16 protein-coding genes, 16 tRNA genes, 2 rRNA genes and 1 pseudogene are annotated in these 17397 nt (G+C 35.2%); 30 read left to right on the forward strand and 5 right to left on the reverse strand.

All coding sequences use genetic code 11. The features are described 5' to 3' along the window. From ACTWP7_RS14070 to ACTWP7_RS14165, 20 genes and pseudogenes are all read left to right on the forward strand, one after another. Window positions 1–127 (forward strand): 23S ribosomal RNA (locus ACTWP7_RS14070); the annotation flags it as partial. 159 nt (window positions 128–286) lie between these two features. After that, window positions 287–400 (forward strand): 5S ribosomal RNA (gene rrf, locus ACTWP7_RS14075). 10 nt (window positions 401–410) lie between these two features. Further along, window positions 411–485, forward strand: a tRNA-Asn gene (locus ACTWP7_RS14080). Window positions 486–491: 6 nt separating this feature from the next. Beyond that, window positions 492–584: transfer RNA gene (locus ACTWP7_RS14085), tRNA-Ser, on the forward strand. A 20-nt stretch (window positions 585–604) separates the two neighbouring features. Beyond that, window positions 605–679: transfer RNA gene (locus ACTWP7_RS14090), tRNA-Glu, on the forward strand. 8 nt (window positions 680–687) lie between these two features. Then, a tRNA-Val gene (locus ACTWP7_RS14095) sits at window positions 688–763 on the forward strand. Window positions 764–813: 50 nt separating this feature from the next. Further along, window positions 814–890 (forward strand) — tRNA-Met (locus tag ACTWP7_RS14100). 55 nt (window positions 891–945) lie between these two features. After that, window positions 946–1022: transfer RNA gene (locus tag ACTWP7_RS14105), tRNA-Asp, on the forward strand. A gap of 29 nt (window positions 1023–1051) precedes the next feature. Then, window positions 1052–1127: transfer RNA gene (locus tag ACTWP7_RS14110), tRNA-Phe, on the forward strand. 8 nt (window positions 1128–1135) lie between these two features. After that, window positions 1136–1211 (forward strand) — tRNA-Thr (locus ACTWP7_RS14115). 27 nt (window positions 1212–1238) lie between these two features. Further along, window positions 1239–1324, forward strand: a tRNA-Tyr gene (locus tag ACTWP7_RS14120). Between the two features lie 22 nt (window positions 1325–1346). Continuing rightward, a tRNA-Trp gene (locus ACTWP7_RS14125) sits at window positions 1347–1417 on the forward strand. A gap of 13 nt (window positions 1418–1430) precedes the next feature. Then, window positions 1431–1506, forward strand: a tRNA-His gene (locus tag ACTWP7_RS14130). Between the two features lie 13 nt (window positions 1507–1519). Next, window positions 1520–1594 (forward strand) — tRNA-Gln (locus ACTWP7_RS14135). A 9-nt stretch (window positions 1595–1603) separates the two neighbouring features. After that, window positions 1604–1678, forward strand: a tRNA-Gly gene (locus ACTWP7_RS14140). Window positions 1679–1740: 62 nt separating this feature from the next. Continuing rightward, window positions 1741–1814 (forward strand) — tRNA-Cys (locus ACTWP7_RS14145). A 10-nt stretch (window positions 1815–1824) separates the two neighbouring features. Further along, a tRNA-Leu gene (locus ACTWP7_RS14150) sits at window positions 1825–1906 on the forward strand. Window positions 1907–2069: 163 nt separating this feature from the next. Continuing rightward, on the forward strand, window positions 2070–3020 hold the full coding sequence (locus tag ACTWP7_RS14155; protein WP_443123743.1) for a tyrosine-type recombinase/integrase: 951 nt from the start codon (window positions 2070–2072) through the stop codon (window positions 3018–3020). A 39-nt stretch (window positions 3021–3059) separates the two neighbouring features. Continuing rightward, a pseudogene (locus tag ACTWP7_RS14160) lies at window positions 3060–3242 on the forward strand (hypothetical protein); the annotation flags it as partial. Between the two features lie 9 nt (window positions 3243–3251). Further along, the gene (locus tag ACTWP7_RS14165; protein ID WP_443123744.1) at window positions 3252–3380 is read left to right on the forward strand and encodes a hypothetical protein; all 129 of its coding nucleotides are present in this window, start codon (window positions 3252–3254) and stop codon (window positions 3378–3380) included. Window positions 3381–3420: 40 nt separating this feature from the next. Here the strand turns inward: ACTWP7_RS14165 and ACTWP7_RS14170 are convergent, their stop codons facing one another. After that, a complete protein-coding gene (locus ACTWP7_RS14170; protein ID WP_443123745.1) occupies window positions 3421–4860 on the reverse strand; it encodes an HNH endonuclease family protein in 1440 nt (479 codons plus the stop codon). Window positions 4861–5251: 391 nt separating this feature from the next. After that, window positions 5252–6721: a hypothetical protein gene (locus ACTWP7_RS14175; protein WP_443123746.1), complete on the reverse strand. Its 1470-nt coding sequence runs from the start codon at window positions 6719–6721 to the stop codon at window positions 5252–5254. A 590-nt stretch (window positions 6722–7311) separates the two neighbouring features. Between ACTWP7_RS14175 and ACTWP7_RS14180 the strand changes: the two genes are divergently transcribed. From ACTWP7_RS14180 to ACTWP7_RS14195, 4 genes are all read left to right on the forward strand, one after another. Further along, entirely contained in the window at window positions 7312–8433 is a 1122-nt protein-coding gene (locus tag ACTWP7_RS14180; RefSeq protein ID WP_443123747.1) for a DUF3883 domain-containing protein, read from the forward strand. Between the two features lie 308 nt (window positions 8434–8741). Continuing rightward, window positions 8742–9278: a GIY-YIG nuclease family protein gene (locus tag ACTWP7_RS14185; RefSeq protein ID WP_443123748.1), complete on the forward strand. Its 537-nt coding sequence runs from the start codon at window positions 8742–8744 to the stop codon at window positions 9276–9278. 30 nt (window positions 9279–9308) lie between these two features. Then, window positions 9309–10034 carry an HNH endonuclease gene (locus ACTWP7_RS14190; RefSeq protein WP_443123749.1) on the forward strand — a complete coding sequence of 242 codons (726 nt, stop codon included), beginning with the start codon at window positions 9309–9311 and terminating at the stop codon, window positions 10032–10034. A 470-nt stretch (window positions 10035–10504) separates the two neighbouring features. Then, window positions 10505–11806 (forward strand): hypothetical protein, encoded by a 1302-nt coding sequence (locus ACTWP7_RS14195; protein WP_443123750.1) that lies wholly within the window; start codon window positions 10505–10507, stop codon window positions 11804–11806. A 72-nt stretch (window positions 11807–11878) separates the two neighbouring features. On the opposite strand, the gene ACTWP7_RS14200 is transcribed toward ACTWP7_RS14195, so the two are convergent. Continuing rightward, window positions 11879–12136, reverse strand: a complete 258-nt coding sequence (locus tag ACTWP7_RS14200) for a hypothetical protein (RefSeq protein WP_443123751.1) — start codon at window positions 12134–12136, stop codon at window positions 11879–11881. Between the two features lie 165 nt (window positions 12137–12301). On the opposite strand from ACTWP7_RS14200, the gene ACTWP7_RS14205 reads away from it, so the two are divergent. The 5 genes from ACTWP7_RS14205 (at window position 12302) to ACTWP7_RS14225 (ending at window position 16356) form a co-directional block, all read left to right on the forward strand. After that, window positions 12302–12730, forward strand: coding sequence for a DUF6884 domain-containing protein (locus ACTWP7_RS14205; protein WP_443123752.1), 429 nt, complete (start codon window positions 12302–12304; stop codon window positions 12728–12730). A gap of 19 nt (window positions 12731–12749) precedes the next feature. Beyond that, window positions 12750–13841 (forward strand): HNH endonuclease, encoded by a 1092-nt coding sequence (locus ACTWP7_RS14210; RefSeq protein WP_443123753.1) that lies wholly within the window; start codon window positions 12750–12752, stop codon window positions 13839–13841. Between the two features lie 223 nt (window positions 13842–14064). Further along, window positions 14065–14730, forward strand: coding sequence for a DUF4145 domain-containing protein (locus ACTWP7_RS14215; RefSeq protein WP_443123754.1), 666 nt, complete (start codon window positions 14065–14067; stop codon window positions 14728–14730). A gap of 10 nt (window positions 14731–14740) precedes the next feature. Next, window positions 14741–15478: a hypothetical protein gene (locus ACTWP7_RS14220; RefSeq protein WP_443123755.1), complete on the forward strand. Its 738-nt coding sequence runs from the start codon at window positions 14741–14743 to the stop codon at window positions 15476–15478. Between the two features lie 11 nt (window positions 15479–15489). Next, window positions 15490–16356: a DUF4238 domain-containing protein gene (locus tag ACTWP7_RS14225; RefSeq protein ID WP_443123756.1), complete on the forward strand. Its 867-nt coding sequence runs from the start codon at window positions 15490–15492 to the stop codon at window positions 16354–16356. Window positions 16357–16391: 35 nt separating this feature from the next. Here ACTWP7_RS14225 and ACTWP7_RS14230 read toward each other — a convergent pair whose 3' ends face one another. Continuing rightward, window positions 16392–16625, reverse strand: a complete 234-nt coding sequence (locus ACTWP7_RS14230; RefSeq protein ID WP_443123757.1) for a hypothetical protein — start codon at window positions 16623–16625, stop codon at window positions 16392–16394. Window positions 16626–16666: 41 nt separating this feature from the next. Next, window positions 16667–16876, reverse strand: coding sequence for a hypothetical protein (locus ACTWP7_RS14235; RefSeq protein WP_443123758.1), 210 nt, complete (start codon window positions 16874–16876; stop codon window positions 16667–16669). Between the two features lie 298 nt (window positions 16877–17174). On the opposite strand from ACTWP7_RS14235, the gene ACTWP7_RS14240 reads away from it, so the two are divergent. Beyond that, a tRNA-Leu gene (locus ACTWP7_RS14240) sits at window positions 17175–17253 on the forward strand. Window positions 17254–17397: the final 144 nt, after the last annotated feature.

Consider the following 17397-nt stretch of genomic DNA (forward strand, 5'->3'; position numbering starts at 1 on the left):
TGAGATGAGATTTCCCCTTACGCCAAGTAAGTAAGATCCCTCAGAGACGATGAGGTTGATAGGTCCGAGGTGGAAGCGTGGTGACACGTGGAGCTGACGGATACTAATGGATCGAAGACTTATCTATCCTTTAAAAAAGAAGTCGGAAGAGACGTTCGCTCGTCCGATGGTTGAATGATTACCTTATCCAGTTTTGAGGGTTTACAAAAAAACTTGTAATTTGCCCTTGATTTTTCGCTCAAAAAACAATACAATATATCTTGTCCTTGAAAAAAAGGAAATAAGATCTGGTGGTGAAGGCGAAGAGGTCACACCTGTTCCCATGCCGAACACAGAAGTTAAGCTCTTCAGCGCCGATGGTAGTCGGGTCGATCCCCGTGAGAGTAGGACGCCGCCAGGTTTTACATTATTCCAACGTAGCTCAGTGGTAGAGCAATCGGCTGTTAACCGATCGGTCGTAGGTTCGAATCCTACCGTTGGAGCCATATTTTGGAGAGCTGTCCGAGCTGGCCGAAGGAGCACGATTGGAATTCGTGTAAACCGTTACCACGGTTTCGAGGGTTCGAATCCCTCGCTCTCCGCCATAAGTTCATTTTTCCACAATGGCCCGTTGGTCAAGTGGTTAAGACACCGCCCTTTCACGGCGGTATCACGGGTTCGAATCCCGTACGGGTCACCACTTCATATGGAGGATTAGCTCAGCTGGGAGAGCACTTGCCTTACAAGCAAGGGGTCGCAGGTTCGATCCCTGCATCCTCCACCATTACCGCAAGATAACTTCATACTTTATGGGAATTAGAAAACCCACAATATCGCGGGGTAGAGCAGTTCGGTAGCTCGTCGGGCTCATAACCCGGAGGTCGCAGGTTCAAATCCTGCCCCCGCAACCAAATTACTTTAATGAACTACGTTGAACTAACTTCTTCGTTCATTAATAGTTAATAGGGTCCGGTAGTTCAGTTGGTTAGAATGCCTGCCTGTCACGCAGGAGGTCGCGGGTTCGAGTCCCGTCCGGACCGCCATTTTCATACTTAGGCTATACATAAGATTCGGCTCGGTAGCTCAGTCGGTAGAGCAACGGACTGAAAATCCGTGTGTCGGCGGTTCGATTCCGTCCCGAGCCACCATTTTTTTAGCCGGCCTAGCTCAACTGGCAGAGCAACTGATTTGTAATCAGTAGGTTGGGGGTTCAAGTCCTCTGGCCGGCACCATTTGATGCTAGTAGGCATATACAACATGGAGGGATAGCGAAGTTGGCCAAACGCGGCGGACTGTAAATCCGCTCCCATCGGGTTCGTAGGTTCGAGTCCTACTCCCTCCACCATTTATAATTTAATCATTCAAATAGGGGTATAGTTTAATGGTAAAACTACGGTCTCCAAAACCGTCAATGTGGGTTCGATTCCTACTACCCCTGCTTTTTTTCTATGGCGGTTGTGGCGAAGTGGTTAACGCACCGGATTGTGGTTCCGGCATTCGTGGGTTCGATTCCCATCAGCCGCCCCATTTAATTTCACTTTGGGCCATAGCCAAGCGGTAAGGCAACGGTTTTTGGTACCGTCATGCGCTGGTTCGAATCCAGCTGGCCCAGCCATTTTCCACTGCGGGAGTAGTTCAGTGGTAGAACACCACCTTGCCAAGGTGGGGGTCGCGGGTTCGAATCCCGTCTCCCGCTCCATAATATTTCAATCATAATTGAGTACATGTTAGAATAAACTAAAATACTACTGATCTTGTAATGGCGGCATAGCCAAGCGGTAAGGCAGAGGACTGCAACTCCTTTATCACCGGTTCGATTCCGGTTGCCGCCTCCAATGAGATTTTGCCGGTGTGGCGGAATTGGCAGACGCGCACGACTCAAAATCGTGTTCCTCACGGAGTGCCGGTTCGACCCCGGCCACCGGTATTAAATAAAGGTGTTAAACCCTATGAAATCAGTGCTTTGATTAATTCAGAGCACTGATTTTTTTGTATTCAAAATTGATTAATTCAGTGCCTAATCGTGTGGACAACAAATACGGTTATTGAATGCCTTTTAAGACAAATCATCTTAAAGGGAGCTGAACATTATGACAAAAATGAACAAGCAAAACTTAGAGAAGCGGGAAAAGAGTGTAAAAGAACTTTATGAGGATTTCCAATTAGGGAATAGGGTGAAAAACCTTTCTGAAATGACTATCATTTACTATAAGCAAAACCTATCTTATTTCTTTGATTACTTAATTGAAACGAGTATAGAGTTTGTAGGTGACATTAGAAAATCTCATATCGACCGTTATATTATGTGGTTAAGAGATAAAAGCTTAAAGGATACGACTATTAATACTTATTTGAGAGCTGCTAGAGCACTTCTCTATTTTGGAATGCGGGAAAGCCATTTAGAAAGCTTTAGTATCAGTCTTATAAAAGCCAATAAAGAGCAAAAGGAACCATATAGTGATGAAGATATCAAACGATTAATTAAGAAGCCAGAGATGAAGTCTATTGGCTTTGTAGAGCATCGCAATTGGGTAATGGTTAACTACTTATTAGAAACAGGTAACAGGTTAAATACCTTACTAAACCTCAAAGTAGAGGACATTGATTTGGAGAACGGAATGGTAGTCTTAAATACCACAAAGAACAGAAAAGCTCAGTACAATCCAATCAGCGAGTACCTAATAATGATAATTAAGACTTATGTACGCAACTATGAGCTAGGAGCGGAGGATTACTTGTTTGTTAATGAGTTAAAAGAACAAATGACTAGAAATTCTGCTCAGCATGCCATCTCACGTTACAATAAAAGCAGAGGAGTTGAAAAGACTTCCATACATGCTTTTAGACATACATTTGCTAAACATTATATAACTAGTGGTGGAGATGCATTTAAACTCCAGCGGCTTTTAGGTCACTCAACCTTAGAAGTTACTATGAATTATGTGAATTTATATTCGGAAGACCTAAAAGAAGGATTCAATAACCATAGTATATTGGGCAAATTCAATGCAAATAAAAGATTTAATAGAGGTAAGAGATAAGAAGGAGCGGGTTTCCGCTACCATACACAAGATTTAACTTCTCAAACGATTAAACCATACCTAATGTATTGTAAGGATAACGGAAACAAGCCAAAGACATTTAACAATAAGCTTAAGCTTATTAGAGCTTGGGTTAGGTGGGTGTTAGATGAAGAGATAATTGATAAGGACATATGTAAGCACATCAAGTTAGTAAGAGAAGATGAGAAACGTTTTCATTAAAAGGTATTAATGTACAAGGCAAATTTAAGCGAGAGACAGTTGCTTGCCAGAGAAGTAACAAGACAGTACATTGGTTACTTTCAGCATGACCTTAAAGATATTTTAGATAAGTATGACCCGCTGCGAGGTCTTATATAAAAGAGGACTACATGTGTCCTCTTTTATAAATTACCACCTGTTATTTGCCACTTTTCACTTGATTACAAAACCTATGCATTAAACGTGCATTTTCCGTTATTGTTTCCCCGCCTCTCCAATAAGGTACATGATGGTCAACTACGCTATCATCAATAGAATGGATTCTTTGTTTGCAATAAACACAGGTGGGAATTTTGTTAAACAACTCTTCCTTGATTTCGTAACTAAAACTTCTTGGATTTTTTTTGCTATTTATGATTGACTGTAATTCTCCATTCCATATATTAAACCTATAACGGACATTCGTTCTAGAGACAGTTCCATCTTGCGGTAGAAATTTAGGGTCATTAAGCATTATATTTATTAAAGCTTCTCTTATTGCATCACTATTAGGGACAATCTCATGTTTACTGTACTGTGCAAAACTCGTGGTGATTAAATCAAACAGGGCTTTATTGGGTCTACCCCAAACTAACTTTTTGTTTTTGATTGTTGCAGTTTTGAAAGAATTTTCACCAAAAATCGTGTTAGTTAAGTGCAAAGCCTTTAGAAAATCCTTTTTGTAGCTTTCAAAAATTTTAATTCTATCAACTTCTTTTTCTTTATCAAACTTGACTTTGTTATCTTTCATGTGAGAGTTTAGAAAACGTTTAAGACTACCTTGATAATTGGACACTCCATTAAGGTGAAATGAGAAAAACCTTAACACCGTCTCTGAGTCTGCCATTCTCGTTGTAGAACGTCCATTAAACATCATAGAATGAAGAAGTTTGTTTTTAGCCATCTTTTTAATAAACTCATTATAGGAGCCTCTATAGACACAATTCCTAAGTTCTTGGTCATTTAGGTTTGCAGAGCCACTATTAATACGCTCGAAAATTTCAAATTTAACTTCCTCATCTGATTCTGCTGAAACTTTTATTACTGATAAAGGATAACGTGATATCTTTAATTGAAATTCTTTGTCTAATTGGGAGTAAGTTTTTCCATTTAATTCATTAAATATCTTTAGTCCATCTAGTTGGAATTCTCCATCCATAAAATTAAAAGTTGAGGTTAGCCTTTGTTGACCATCTATTACCAGTTCAATACCAGTAGTTTTATCTTCTGCTGTATATATAAGAGGTATAGGGACATTTAATAACAGCGACTCTATTAATTGAGAAGCTTTTTGTCTACTCCAAACGTAGTTGCGCTGAAAATATGGTTGCTTATCTAGTAAGCCATCTGTTTCATCATTTTTCAGGTCACGTATTCTTCTTTCAGACCTATTAAAGTCAATTTTCCTTCCAATAATGAAAACCCCATCATCATTATCTTCACCTTCAGTAGATATATCGTCTTCTTCAAATTCTTCTTCAAATTCTTCTTCAATATCTTCCTCAATATCTTCCTTATCTATCACTTTGGTACTTTTAGAACCTTTACCACCTGCATTTTCTGAAGACTCAAATAAGCTTATTTGTTCAATATCTTTCATCGAAAACTCCTCCTCCCAGAATATATTTATTATAATTCTTTATGGAATTTTTTACTAGTTTTTTTGGATAGAGAAAAAGTTGTAAGGGATTTTTAGTGAAATTTGAATGAATTTAAGCTACTAAAATGGTTGATATAATGTGATTTAGCCATCTATTTCTATAATAGTCATTTCAAGACCATATATTAGAAAGTCGCCCTGTGTACAGTGTATAAGACTTATTTAAGGTAAATACAGGAGCTAGACATACGATAATTGAAGTTCCTTAGTGTTTTCCGCTTGAATTGTAAGATGTGTTAAATAACCATGAGCAGTTGAAGGATTTATTTTAAGTTAGAGAAGACACAGCTTCAAACGTAGCTGTGTCTTTACTGATAAAGAAAGATTTATTCTAACCAAGCTTTATCTTTCTAAGTCTGTCATTCAGAATAAGCTCGACTTTTGTATCAAATCCTTGTTTTTTGTACAAAAGCATTTGTTTTAAATCTTCATCTGTCAGAGGGATTATAGTTCCTCTATCGTCATTAAGTGTATCCCTGCATCTATTTAAAAATAGGTTCATGTCATTTATTTCTCTACACATTAGAATACCAAACTTTCCTCTGTTCCATGAGAATCTACCCGAGAGTTGGTCTAACTCAGGGTTTTTTGGGTCTTCGGAATAATTTTTACACTCAAAGAAGATATACTGAGCAGGCGTTTGATGTGTAGTATGGAGGGAATGAAAAAAGCCGCTTCCTGCTGAATTATCAAATGTAAAATCAATTCTTTTCCTGCCTTCATGAATTGGTTGTTCTACCTGAGGAGCGGTTAACTTTGGGTAAAATAACAAGCTCACAATGCCTACAGTAAGTCTATGGTAATCAGAAGCTTTCTTCGCACCTGAAGGGATAGCTTCTAATTTGTCAATGAGATAGTCAATCACTTCCTCTATTTCTTCGTCTTCATCATTAATTTCTTGTAGTTCATCATTTCCAATGGGGGTTAAGTGTTTATCACTTTTAATCTCTTGTTTGAACTCACTGAATATTTCTGGATGGTCTTTTGTAAATTCTCTAATTTTTCCTTTGCTTGATGTGTACCCATGTTCTATTAAACTTTTCTTGGTGACAAACCTCTCTTCCTTTCCATCTTTGTCCCTTCTTTTTTGTACTAGGGTGGTATTTAATTTTAATTGTTCGTTTTGAAGAAAGTTCAGTACAAAATGCTGGTGGTATTTCTGGGGAGTATATTCTTTAGAAAAAGACACTAATGACTTAGGTGTAAGAATAATCTTTTCACTGTTAATTACTAGCATTTTTTCAAATGAGTTTTCCCACTGAGCAGTCGCTCTGTTCCAATAAAATCCAGTAGGTACATGTTCAGTTAAAGGTATTCCCCATAATTCACATTGATTAATAGTGTAGTCTATTAAGTGTTTTTTAATAATATTTGTGGTCATATCAGATAATTTGTCCTTGCCAAAGCCATCCACAAAAATTAGGCAGTCTTCTAATTCTTCAACTAACCCAGATTCAATTGCTTTACTTTCTATCAAACTATCTAAAATTGATTGAGTATCTTCACTTCCCACACCTTTCCCCTTAGGAGAACTAATAGATACCCCCAATCTAGTTTCGTTGGGTTCATCAAGGTTTTCGAATAGCCTCCTTGCACTGTCCATATCATTCCTACTTATTAAATCAATTAGGTGTTGGAAAAAGTGTCTAATTGTCTTTGAAGCCTCAAAAGACAGCTTATCGTTTTTTATTGCTAGAAATGCTGGGTCGATAAAAAGGGGGATATCAGTATTAATATCAATGTTTACAAAGTCTATTTCATGTTGAGATTTTTCTAGGTTGAATATTTCAGTAATTTTCAAACTACCACTCTCCTATAGGAATATTTAACCAATATAAACCTATTCTATATTATTAGTACTATTATGACTACTGTACAAAACATAAAGAAGTCCTAATTCTAGGAATCAGAAAGTTGCCAATTTGAATGAATATAAATTACAAAATATTTATTACATGCTTTATCTCTTAACGGTAAAATAGAAATGGTAAATAATATCTAATGGAGGTAATATATGTACGATAACGAGTCTTCTATTTCTTTTCTCGATAACTTTTCCTACCACAGAGAGTTTGGATATGCGTATTTTCTTCACTTTAGGTTCAAAGACCAACAAAATGTTAGTGTTATTAGGTTTAGTGAGGTACGGAGAATTTCTAAAGATATGTTCTTACTTCAATACTTTAATTATGACCAAAAGAACTCTAGGATAGCTAATATTACAGGTCACCAAATCCACGTCAAGGAAGAGGAAATTGTTAAAATTAGTATTTTAAAAGAAGATAATAGATTTCAACCGAGTTATGTTCTTAATAAGTAAAGGAAAGGTTATGCTTTTTAGTGTACGTTTCATAAGCTAAGTTTAGAAAATATTCTTTGGAGGGAAAAACTTTGCCAGATTTTACAGATAGTACTCATGTATTCCTAAAGTTTAATGAAACAACCCCAGAATTTAAAAATGTACAGTCTACAATATTTGAGCATCTTAACGTTTACTTGAAAAACAATAGTGTAATTTGGGGACATTTTTCAAGTAGAAATATCAAGGACATATCAGATAAAAGAAAAGCTAAGTTGAATACTCAGTTAAAGGAAGATAAAACCACTTTTGTCTTTTTATACAATAGCAAAAATAAAATCTTTTATGTAGCTAGTTTGTTAGGAATTTATAATCAAAAAGGGATTGTAAAGCACCCTAATCCAAAAGATTACATACCAGAATACTATCATAGTAAAGTTGGTAAAACTGAGAGAACAAAACCTAAAGAGCTATTACCATATATCTACTTTGAGTTAACTGATTTATATCCTATAGAATTGAGTGAGGCTCAAAGTATTTTTCTCCTCGATAAAAATAAAAAAATATTGGAAGTAGGCGGCATGTCAACGCTTATGTATGTTAGATTGACAAAGAAATTTTACGATAAATTATTAAATAAAGTTACCGAAGAGAAGGATAGAACTAAAGAAATATTACCTGAAATTGAGAACTTAGAAGAAAGTTACAATGTTGGTTCTTTGTCAAAAGTTGAAGCACCTGATTCAAAAGTAAATCTTAAGACTAAAACAAACGATGAAAGTAAAAGATACAACCCAATTAAGAGAAACTACTTGGAAATTCAGAAAAAAAATTCAAGAGTAGGACTAATCGGAGAAAAATTAGTCTTTGAAAGAGAAAAAAGTGTATTAAAGGAATTGGGAAGAGAAGATTTGGCTTCTAAAGTAGAACATGTTTCTCAAACAAAGGGGGACGGGCTTGGTTATGATATAGAGTCCTTTACAGAAGCAGGTGAAGTGAAGCATATTGAAGTGAAAACTACCACTGAAGGAATTGAAAGCGAATTTTTTATTGAAGAGTCAGAAGTTCAATATTCTCGTGAAAATCCAGATAAGTTCTATTTATATAGAGTTTTTAGTTACGATAAGGAAAGTGGAAATGCTAGTCTATTCACCAAAAAAGGTAATGTGGAAGATACTTTCAAATTAGAACCCAAAACTTATAGAGCCAAATAGAGAGGAGATAAAATAGGGTGTGATTTCTATATTGGTCTTTGCTCTAGAGATGGTTCTAGTTACAGAAAAGCAGCCTAATTAATGGTTGCTTTTTTTATTGCACGAAAATTATTTACACGTAATACAAAGTTACATGTTTAATATTTTGATTGTTCTGATTTTACCGTAAGTTAGTAACTTAGTGTAACAGTAAAATACTGTGTTACTAATTGACTGAATATTGAAAAAAATAAATTGACAGGCGCTGTGACGGTGCTTTAAGCTGTTATATGTGGTTCTCAGAACTATAATAATAGGAGGCGATGTTTATGAAATCTTACACCCATGCCAAAGGATTTAACGTCACATCAGTTGAAGGTATATCAGGAATATACTTATTCATGGATGCGAATCAAGACCTAATTTACATTGGAGCAAGTAGAGACTTTAGAAATCGAATAAATTCTCACGTCTATCAAATTAATCCAAAACTTACCAAGGATGTTCAGTATCTTTATGTAATAAAAGCAAACCCTGGGGAAGAGTCGACTTTACATGTACTTGAGCATCTGTTTATATGGTATCTTCATTCCCTCAAGAATCATGCTCATTGGCTTTACTATGGTTCAAATTTTCATATTAAAGAGATAGCTATTAAACATGGACTAAACATAAGGAGTACAATATATCACTACCTTATGAGCTTTGAAACTGGTCTTTTAATAAGAGAATATGAAGATGATGGTAGTTTCAAAAGGTACGGAAGTAAGGAAGAGTTTAAGCAAAAAAAAGTAATTTGTTCAAAGGAGGGAGGGTGCATGTGTTTTCGATGTGTAATGAAAAATAATCGTAGAGAGGGGAGGTAATTCTAGATAGAGGTATGGGGGAGGTTACGCATGATAGGGGAGAAATGCAAATTATATAGGAAGTGTAAAGTATGTAAGGGAACTAAGTGGTATCAAGAGTTTTCCTTGAAAGGTAAAGGGAAAAGAAAGACGTATTGTAAACGTTGTAAGTCTAAGAGACACACACTGAAGCTACCACAGACTGCTTATTCAATGAATACTGAAACATTGGAAAAGGGAGAAATAAAAGTACGTCTTAAATTGAATTCGAATCGAAAGATTGAATACACAGTGCCGCATGAGCAAGCAGTTCTAATGATAGATGAAGGAATTGCTGGAATAGTACATGAAACACTCATACATAAATTTTATGACAGGAAAAGTTTTAAGAAAGCAATATTAAAGAAATACAACTACACTTGCTGCTACTGTGGAAACTTCGGGGACACGGTTGACCATATTAAAGCTAAGTCCCAAGGAGGTATTAGTGGGTTTAAGAATTGTATATGTGCTTGTCGGAGTTGTAATAGAAGTAAAGACGACTTAAGTATAGAGGACTTCATTAATTACATGGAACCTTACCCAGATAATATTGAAAAATCGACAAGGCGACTATTTCAGCAATTCCAATACTCTATTAACCTTTTGAATATGGAGGAGGAACAGGAGATAAAGAATTCAGAAGACAATGATAATACCAAAGACTTAATCAACCTCATTGAGAAAACGGAAAAAATTCTAAAAATGTATAAAGTAAAGAAATTAAGTCGCCTTTAGCTGCCATTTAACTAAACATAATGACGTATTTAGTACGATAGAAGAGGAAGGGGGATAATTACCACATTTGCCCCCTCCTTATTCTGTGGAAGCCTATAAGTACACTCAGCCACACCAAAGACGGTGTAAATAACCGATACGAAGCGGATTTTTAGGGGAGGAGAGCCAATAATAATACTTCATTGAATAGGGTTTATATTGCAGTTTTCGAAACAAGTGGAGTTTAGCATTATTGTAATTTTAAGTGTGGGAACTTCATGAAACCCGGGTCATCTTAAGAGTGATTGACTTGTTACTAAATCATAAAGTGAGTAAAACTCATCCAGTGAAAATCTCTATTATTAATTAACAGGCTCTAGAAAAACAATTGTAATATCAAAATCTTGGAAATATAATGAAGTGTAATGCAAAAAAGTTAAAATAGACCATTAAAATTGATATGAATTAACTTAGAAAGAGAGAGACTGCTTATGGAACAACTGAATATCCAAAATCCAATAAACATAATTGATGCAACTTGTGGAAGAGGAAAAACCTCTTGGGCAATTCAAAGTATGAATGAGGCCGATGAAACTGAAAAGTTTATGTTTATTACCCCCTTTTTATCAGAGGTCAAACGCATAAAAAAATCTGTTACTAATAGAAAGTATTATGAACCAGAAGTTGATAAAGGGGTTACAAAACTAGATAGTCTAAAGAAATTAGTGAGACTTGGTAAGAATATTGTTAGTACCCACGAGTTATTTTCAAATATAGATGAGGTAACGTTAGGACACATTGCATCGCAAAAGTACACTTTAATATTAGATGAAGTAGCAAACGTTATAGAGCAAGCGCAAATATCAAAAGATGATATCAAATTGTTACTTGGTCACGATGGAAATGAACCTTACGTTACAGTTGATGAAAATGGTTTTGTGGAGTGGAAGAGAGAACAGTATGATGGAGCCTTTAATAGAATTGAGAGGCTAGCAAGAACAAACAATCTGATGATTTTTAATGATACAGCAATGTTTTGGACTTTCCCTGTCTCAGTATTTAAGGCTTTTAAAAAAGTGAATATACTAACTTATATGTTCTGGGGACAATCTCAACGCTATTATTTCAAAATGTTTAATGTTGATACGTATTTCCAGTCAGTAGAATTCGATAAATCTACTAATCGTTTCGAATTAGTACCGTATGTTAAGCCTACTAAAGAAAATGTAGAGTTGCTAAAGCAAAGAATTAAGATTTATTATCCTTCGAAATCAAATGAAAAAAACATGAATGAAATAGGGGATAAAAGGGGAGCTTTTAGCAGAAGTTGGTTAACTAATTCCGTAAAAGATGAAGAATTGATGAAACAAATTAAGAAACATTCCTATAACTTCTATTGGAACAAATGCAAGGTTAAATCTGATGGAGTGATGTGGACGTGTTTAAAAGATTTTGAGAAAAAAGTTTCGCCCAAATCTGCAGCAAAACAATTTGTCTCTCTAACTGCAAGGGCTACAAATGACTATATTGATAAAGAAGTCTGTATTTATCTAGCCAATCGTTTTATGAATCCAGTTGAAAAGAGATTCTTTCAATTCCATAAAGTTAAGGTGGATGAAGATTTTTGGGCATTGTCAGAACTAATCCAATGGTTGTTCAGGAGTAGAATACGACGTGGTGAAACTATTGATTTATATATCCCTTCAAGCAGAATGAGAGGATTGTTAGAAACGTATCTCAATGGAGAAGCTGTGGCGTGGTTTGAACAGGAAGAAATCTTTATCACAAACTAGAACTTTCTATGTAATATTTTGCATAAGTGAATGCTGAAACGCTTTATTTTACTGCTGTTATTCGGAAATTCCTTATAAAGAAGTATAAGAATATGCATAAGTGTTCAGTTTGAAATCTGATATACATGCCTCTAATCGAAGCAAAGCGGAGATTAGTGGCATGGTCGGGGAGGAGCGAGTGAGGGACGAACGAGTGACGGGCTGACAAGCCGAAGCTCTGTGAAAATAGAAGAAGGCGTTGACCACGCCCGTCACTTCGCTATCGCTTCGTTCCTCCTCGGCAGTTGCTCGTTCTTCACCTGCGTTCAGAACGGCAACTATCATTGTCATTACGCATGGGAAACAGATACTTGGTAAATAGATTACTCTAGAGAAGTCTAAAGAAAGTAGCATTTATATTGCTGCTTTCTTTATTATAGCTTCATAATATCTTTAGGTAAATGAGCACAATAATGGTGTAATTCACCTTCGAAAACTGAAAGGAGTACTTAATTTGTGAAGATAGCCTTGATAAGTTGTACTAAACTAAAAGCAAATTATCCGTGTAGTGCTAGAGAGATGTATCAAAATTCACCTTTGTTTAAGAAAGGTGTTAGTTTCATTGAACAGAAAAACTACGATGAATGGTTTGTATTGTCTGCAAACTATGGACTGTTAAAGCAGGATGATGTTATTGAGCCATATGATGTAACTCTTAATGACATGAAATCATTAGAACGAAAAAAATGGGCTGACTTAGTATTAAAGCAAATAGATTATTTGCAGCTGCACCTAGAACAAATTGACTTCTATGCTGGAAGAAAGTATAGGGAACATCTAATTCCTATCATTGAACAAAAAGGCATAAATTGTTGTGTCCCCCTTCAAGGAAAAGGGATAGGTGAACAGTTACAGTTCTATACCATAAATACTAAATTAAAATAAAAGAATGAGGTGGTATTAGGTGAGTATTCCCCAAAATATTAATAGGGAACATGTCATAGAGGCTATTCAAAAGATTGATAGAGATAGAGTGCCCAAAAAAAGGGCGAGGTCAAGATTTAAACTTTCTTATGAAGGTAGAAATTATCCCCCCAAATATGTAATATCAATTGCAAACATCTTTGCAAATGATGAAGAATACCCACCTTCTAAGTTTAGTGGGGGAGATGAAACAAATCGCTTCCTAAGGAAACTGGGGTTTACAATAATTGGGGATATTAAAAATGAAGATGAAGTTCAGAGGGAGAATGAAGATATTAGTATCCCAAATTTAGAACCGTCATCACGGTCAAGGGAATATAGTTTTTACAGTAATGATGAAAAGGATTCTGTAGTTTATGAGTACCTATTTAAATCTAAGCCTCATCGTTGGTTAGATGAAAGAATACTAGAAATTGCACCTGATAAGAAAACAGGACATGAAGCTATGAATATTCTCCACTTTATAGGGCTTAAAGACAAGCATAAAGGAATATTCAAGGGTTATGATATGGGGCGAGCTATAAACAAATTAGAGCAGCAAGATTCTAACTTTAGTTTAGTTATTGAATCTCTACAAAGGTACTCAAAAAAGAAGAATGAAGCAGCCCATTCTGCAACCAAATACATTGAACTTGATTCAATCGCTACATGTACACTAGAACAAATTGTAGTGAAAGAGACTGAGAAAGAACAAGTCATTAAGTCAAGAATAGGTCAATCAACTTTCAAAAAGGCTCTGTTAGCAAAAGAAAAGAAATGTGGACTATGCGGTGTCTCAATTGTACGATTGCTAGTAGCTAGTCATATTAAACCATGGAGTCAATCTAATCATAAAGAGCGTTTAGACGTTAATAATGGGTTGCTATTGTGTCCAAATCATGATGTTTTATTTGATAGTGGATATATTAGTTTTGATGAAAATGGTGCGATTTTAATTTCAGTTATTCTTGATGAGCAATCCAAGGTTTTTCTTAATATCAATGAAAATATGAATATAAGGATGAACGAAAGGCAACAGCAATATATGAAATGGCATAGAGAGAATAAATTTGATATCAAACACTTAGAGTAAGCTTGATAGAACCTCTATAAAGATTTTTTTAATAAAATGATGATTTTATTACTTCTAACCTCTGTTTCTTAAACAGACTGTACATGGTCTTTTTATTACTTTAGGGGACGATAAATTTGTTTCGGAATAAGCAGTAATTATTGAGATAGTAGATAATACTTAGTAAAAATTCCCTTCGATAAATGTTACAATTGCTTCAAATATTATTTACTGAGGTGGATGTATGTCAGACCGAGAAAAAGTATTACTTACTTGTCCTCATTGCGGTAATAAGACGCCAATGAGGCTATTAAACCAATACAGACATCATACTTGCGATTCATTTGAAGGACACTATGAAATTGATTTTGAGGACATTTTTGAGGTTTTTGAATGTCCAACATGTTCAAACATTAATTTATTCTACACCACATGGAACTCTGAAGACGCATTTTACTTAGGGGATTACAATTACGAAGGTGGGGAGTTTTTATTCCCTGTTGAAGATAGACTAAATACAAGCAGGCTACCAACTACTGTGAAGAACGCTTATGATTCTGCATTAAGAGTAAGAAACATTGATAATACTATGTGTATGGTAGGATTAAGACGAGCTTTAGAAAAAATGTGTAAAGATAAAGGGGCTACTAAGGGGCAACTACATCAAAAGATAAATGAATTGCAACAAAAGAACATTCTACCTCCACTTATGGGGGACATATCTTCTGTACTAAAGGATATTGGAAACATGGCGGCTCATGCAGATGAGGTAGAGTTTGAAAAGAGAATGGTTAATAGCATGTTTAGATTTACTAATAAAATTCTGGAATATGTTTACCTTCTTCCAAATGAATTGAAAAGAGCAAGGCAAGAGATAGAGTTACTTTCGGAACGAGCTGAAGCTGAATAAGGTGGATTGCATGTTTAAAAAGATTGATAGACGAATATGGATTGCTCTGGGGTTAATACTAATTTTCCCAATTATATTTAATTACACCTTCCTTCAATTTTCAGTTTGGGGAGTTGTGGGTGATGAGGATAGTTGGATAAGCTTTTGGGGGAATTACTCAGGTGGACTCATAAGTGCGCTGGTGGCTTACATAGTTGCTAAGACGCAAGTGAAAAAGCAGTATGAGAATGAAATGTCTTCTAAAAGATACACTGAGTTTATTTCGCAATTACCTTCTCTTATTAGAACTAAGATTGAGCTTGAAATGTGCTACCAGAACCTACTTGAAGCAGCAGGATACAGAGATGGATTCATCCAATATTTGATGACAGTTGAGTATGCTAACGAAGACTTAGATGATTATGCTGATGATATAGAAGTGGACAAAAACTCTCAGTCTTTAACTCTACAGCAGATTAATGCGAATTCCTTTGAACTAATTAATGACTTCTTTAATACAGATTTAAGTATACAAGTGGTAAGCTTCTTCAATTTTTACCATAGGTTTGTTAAAGCCTTGGCTTATGAAGATAACTTTAGGGCGAGAGATATGGAGGATACATATTTTATGGGTGAAAAGTTTCGACTATGGAATAAGTTTGATAACGGTAATGTATTAGACGAAGTGAACAAATTAATTGAAGACTTAAATAAAGAAATTCAAAGAGTAAAGATTGCAAAAGAAACTGGTTCAATCCCACCTCAATAGGAGTAATTCAGATGAACTTACCAGTAAAACAACACATTGTGCCACAAACACACTTAAAACAATTTTCTTCTGGAAGTGAAAAAATATGGTTGTATCAAAAAGATAATAAACACTTCAGAGAGCAAAGTATCAAGAAAGTTCCAATAGTGAAGGACTTTTACACTGTCACTGACGAGGAAAAAGATGAGAAGCTTTATGATTTGGAAAAATTTTTGGCAAATCAAATTGAGCCACTTTACCCGCCATACATAGAACAACTTCAGAAAAGAGAAGTGTTAAATAATTTGATGAAAAAGCAATTCGCTTATTTTGTATCTTCTCAAAAGTTGCGGACAGTTGGTATGAAAGAAAAGATAATAAACGAGATTGAAACAGCCTTTAGAAAAGGTGAAGCTGGTGAATGGTTTGATAAGACTTCAATAGAGCAATTTACTCGCAATTTCTATATTGGTGAAGAAGAGATTACATATGAAGAATTTCTTGAAAGAGCAGACGGGAAGTTGGAAGAAGTAACTTTGGATATTAGCGAGGATTGTTTTGTGCAATTCATTCCAGAAAAAATAACGGAATTTGCGGGAAAGCTTGCTGAAATGAATTGGAGCTATTTAATAGCTCCCAAACACAGATATTTTATTACATCAGACAATCCAGTAATTTTAGAAAGTGAAATTGCCGACTCAAATTTTTCTATCGAGGGTGGTGTATTTCCTTTAACTCCACATCTAGCACTTAATATTGGCTCTTCAGAGGAGAGGTTTAAAAAGATAGGTGCAAAAGATGTGAGGAAAATTAACGAACAAATAGTTAAACATTCTGATAGATTTATCTTTTCTCATAATGAACGGTTCTTAAAAAGTAATATTCAGAAATTCATTTAAAATAAAAAGAGACCATTTAATAGGTCTCATACTTCTTATTCAAATAGTTCATCCATTTTTTCAAAGTCTGAAGGTGCTTGGTTTTCGATTTTGGAAAATAAATCATTAAGTTGTTTTCTTAGCTTTTGAATATTTGTGGATAGAGAACCGTCTTGTGGCGATTTTGTTAATTCATAAATATGACCATTCTCTAAGTATTTAAGTCTGTTTTTAATTTCTTGAATCTCGAAATCATAGTCTTTAGCTATGTCAATTCTTTGAACGCTCATAGTAATTCCTCCTTTTATTATTAACTAATTCTCTGAGTGAGTTATGGATTCCTTCTATAAGTTATGACTTCTCCAGACAACTTTTCACAAAGCTCTTCGTAGTCTCCTTGTACAGGTTCATTTGTAAATTTCACCTCTGAGGCTGGAAGAGTTTTGTTCTGGTAAATTTCTTCATCGAACAAACCTTCAGTACTAATGCTTTTTGACCTCCAACTGCTACCATCCAAACCAGTTCTAACATAAATAAACATAATAAATTCCTCCTTTATACTATAATCGTTAGAAAAGAGGAATTTGGTGTCATAAATATTTTAAATAGAATACGAAAATGAAAGAATAGACGGAAAGAGTTTTTCATTAACCAGTTACTTTAAGTAGAGATAAGCCAGTAGGTCTAAGAAGTCTTTACCCACATGTCGCTATACACGAGTCGCTTTTCTGTTGTAAGCATTCCCAACTTATGATTTAATGAATTAAGAGGTATTTAATAATCGTATGGACAACTACATAATTAGCATTGATTAAACATTGGTTAAACCCAGTTATGACAACGGTGTGGCGGAATTGGCAGACGCGCACGACTCAAAATCGTGTTCCTTACGGAGTGCCGGTTCGACCCCGGCCACCGGTATTAAATATTATTGTAATGACGGCGTTATCCTTGTTGAAGGATAACGCCGTTTTTCGTTCCACTAAGTAAGTATCTTCCGAACAGTCGCATACTCATCTCAAGAAGGTTTTCCGATTAATTTTAGAGGGAAAGAGATAGGTA

This window comes from Halobacillus sp. B29 (assembly GCF_052246755.1).
Lineage (GTDB): Bacteria > Bacillota > Bacilli > Bacillales > Halobacillaceae > Halobacillus > Halobacillus halophilus.

Coding starts and splice junctions, on each gene's coding strand:
- ACTWP7_RS14155 (WP_443123743.1), top strand. CDS start 2,070: ATGACAAAAATGAACAAGCAAAACTTAGAGAAGCGGGAAAAGAGTGTA.
- ACTWP7_RS14165 (WP_443123744.1), top strand. CDS start 3,252: ATGTACAAGGCAAATTTAAGCGAGAGACAGTTGCTTGCCAGAGAAGTA.
- ACTWP7_RS14170 (WP_443123745.1), bottom strand. CDS start 4,860: ATGAAAGATATTGAACAAATAAGCTTATTTGAGTCTTCAGAAAATGCA.
- ACTWP7_RS14185 (WP_443123748.1), top strand. CDS start 8,742: ATGAAATCTTACACCCATGCCAAAGGATTTAACGTCACATCAGTTGAA.
- ACTWP7_RS14190 (WP_443123749.1), top strand. CDS start 9,309: ATGATAGGGGAGAAATGCAAATTATATAGGAAGTGTAAAGTATGTAAG.
- ACTWP7_RS14195 (WP_443123750.1), top strand. CDS start 10,505: ATGGAACAACTGAATATCCAAAATCCAATAAACATAATTGATGCAACT.
- ACTWP7_RS14200 (WP_443123751.1), bottom strand. CDS start 12,136: ATGACAATGATAGTTGCCGTTCTGAACGCAGGTGAAGAACGAGCAACT.
- ACTWP7_RS14215 (WP_443123754.1), top strand. CDS start 14,065: ATGTCAGACCGAGAAAAAGTATTACTTACTTGTCCTCATTGCGGTAAT.
- ACTWP7_RS14220 (WP_443123755.1), top strand. CDS start 14,741: ATGTTTAAAAAGATTGATAGACGAATATGGATTGCTCTGGGGTTAATA.
- ACTWP7_RS14225 (WP_443123756.1), top strand. CDS start 15,490: ATGAACTTACCAGTAAAACAACACATTGTGCCACAAACACACTTAAAA.
- ACTWP7_RS14230 (WP_443123757.1), bottom strand. CDS start 16,625: ATGAGCGTTCAAAGAATTGACATAGCTAAAGACTATGATTTCGAGATT.
- ACTWP7_RS14235 (WP_443123758.1), bottom strand. CDS start 16,876: ATGTTTATTTATGTTAGAACTGGTTTGGATGGTAGCAGTTGGAGGTCA.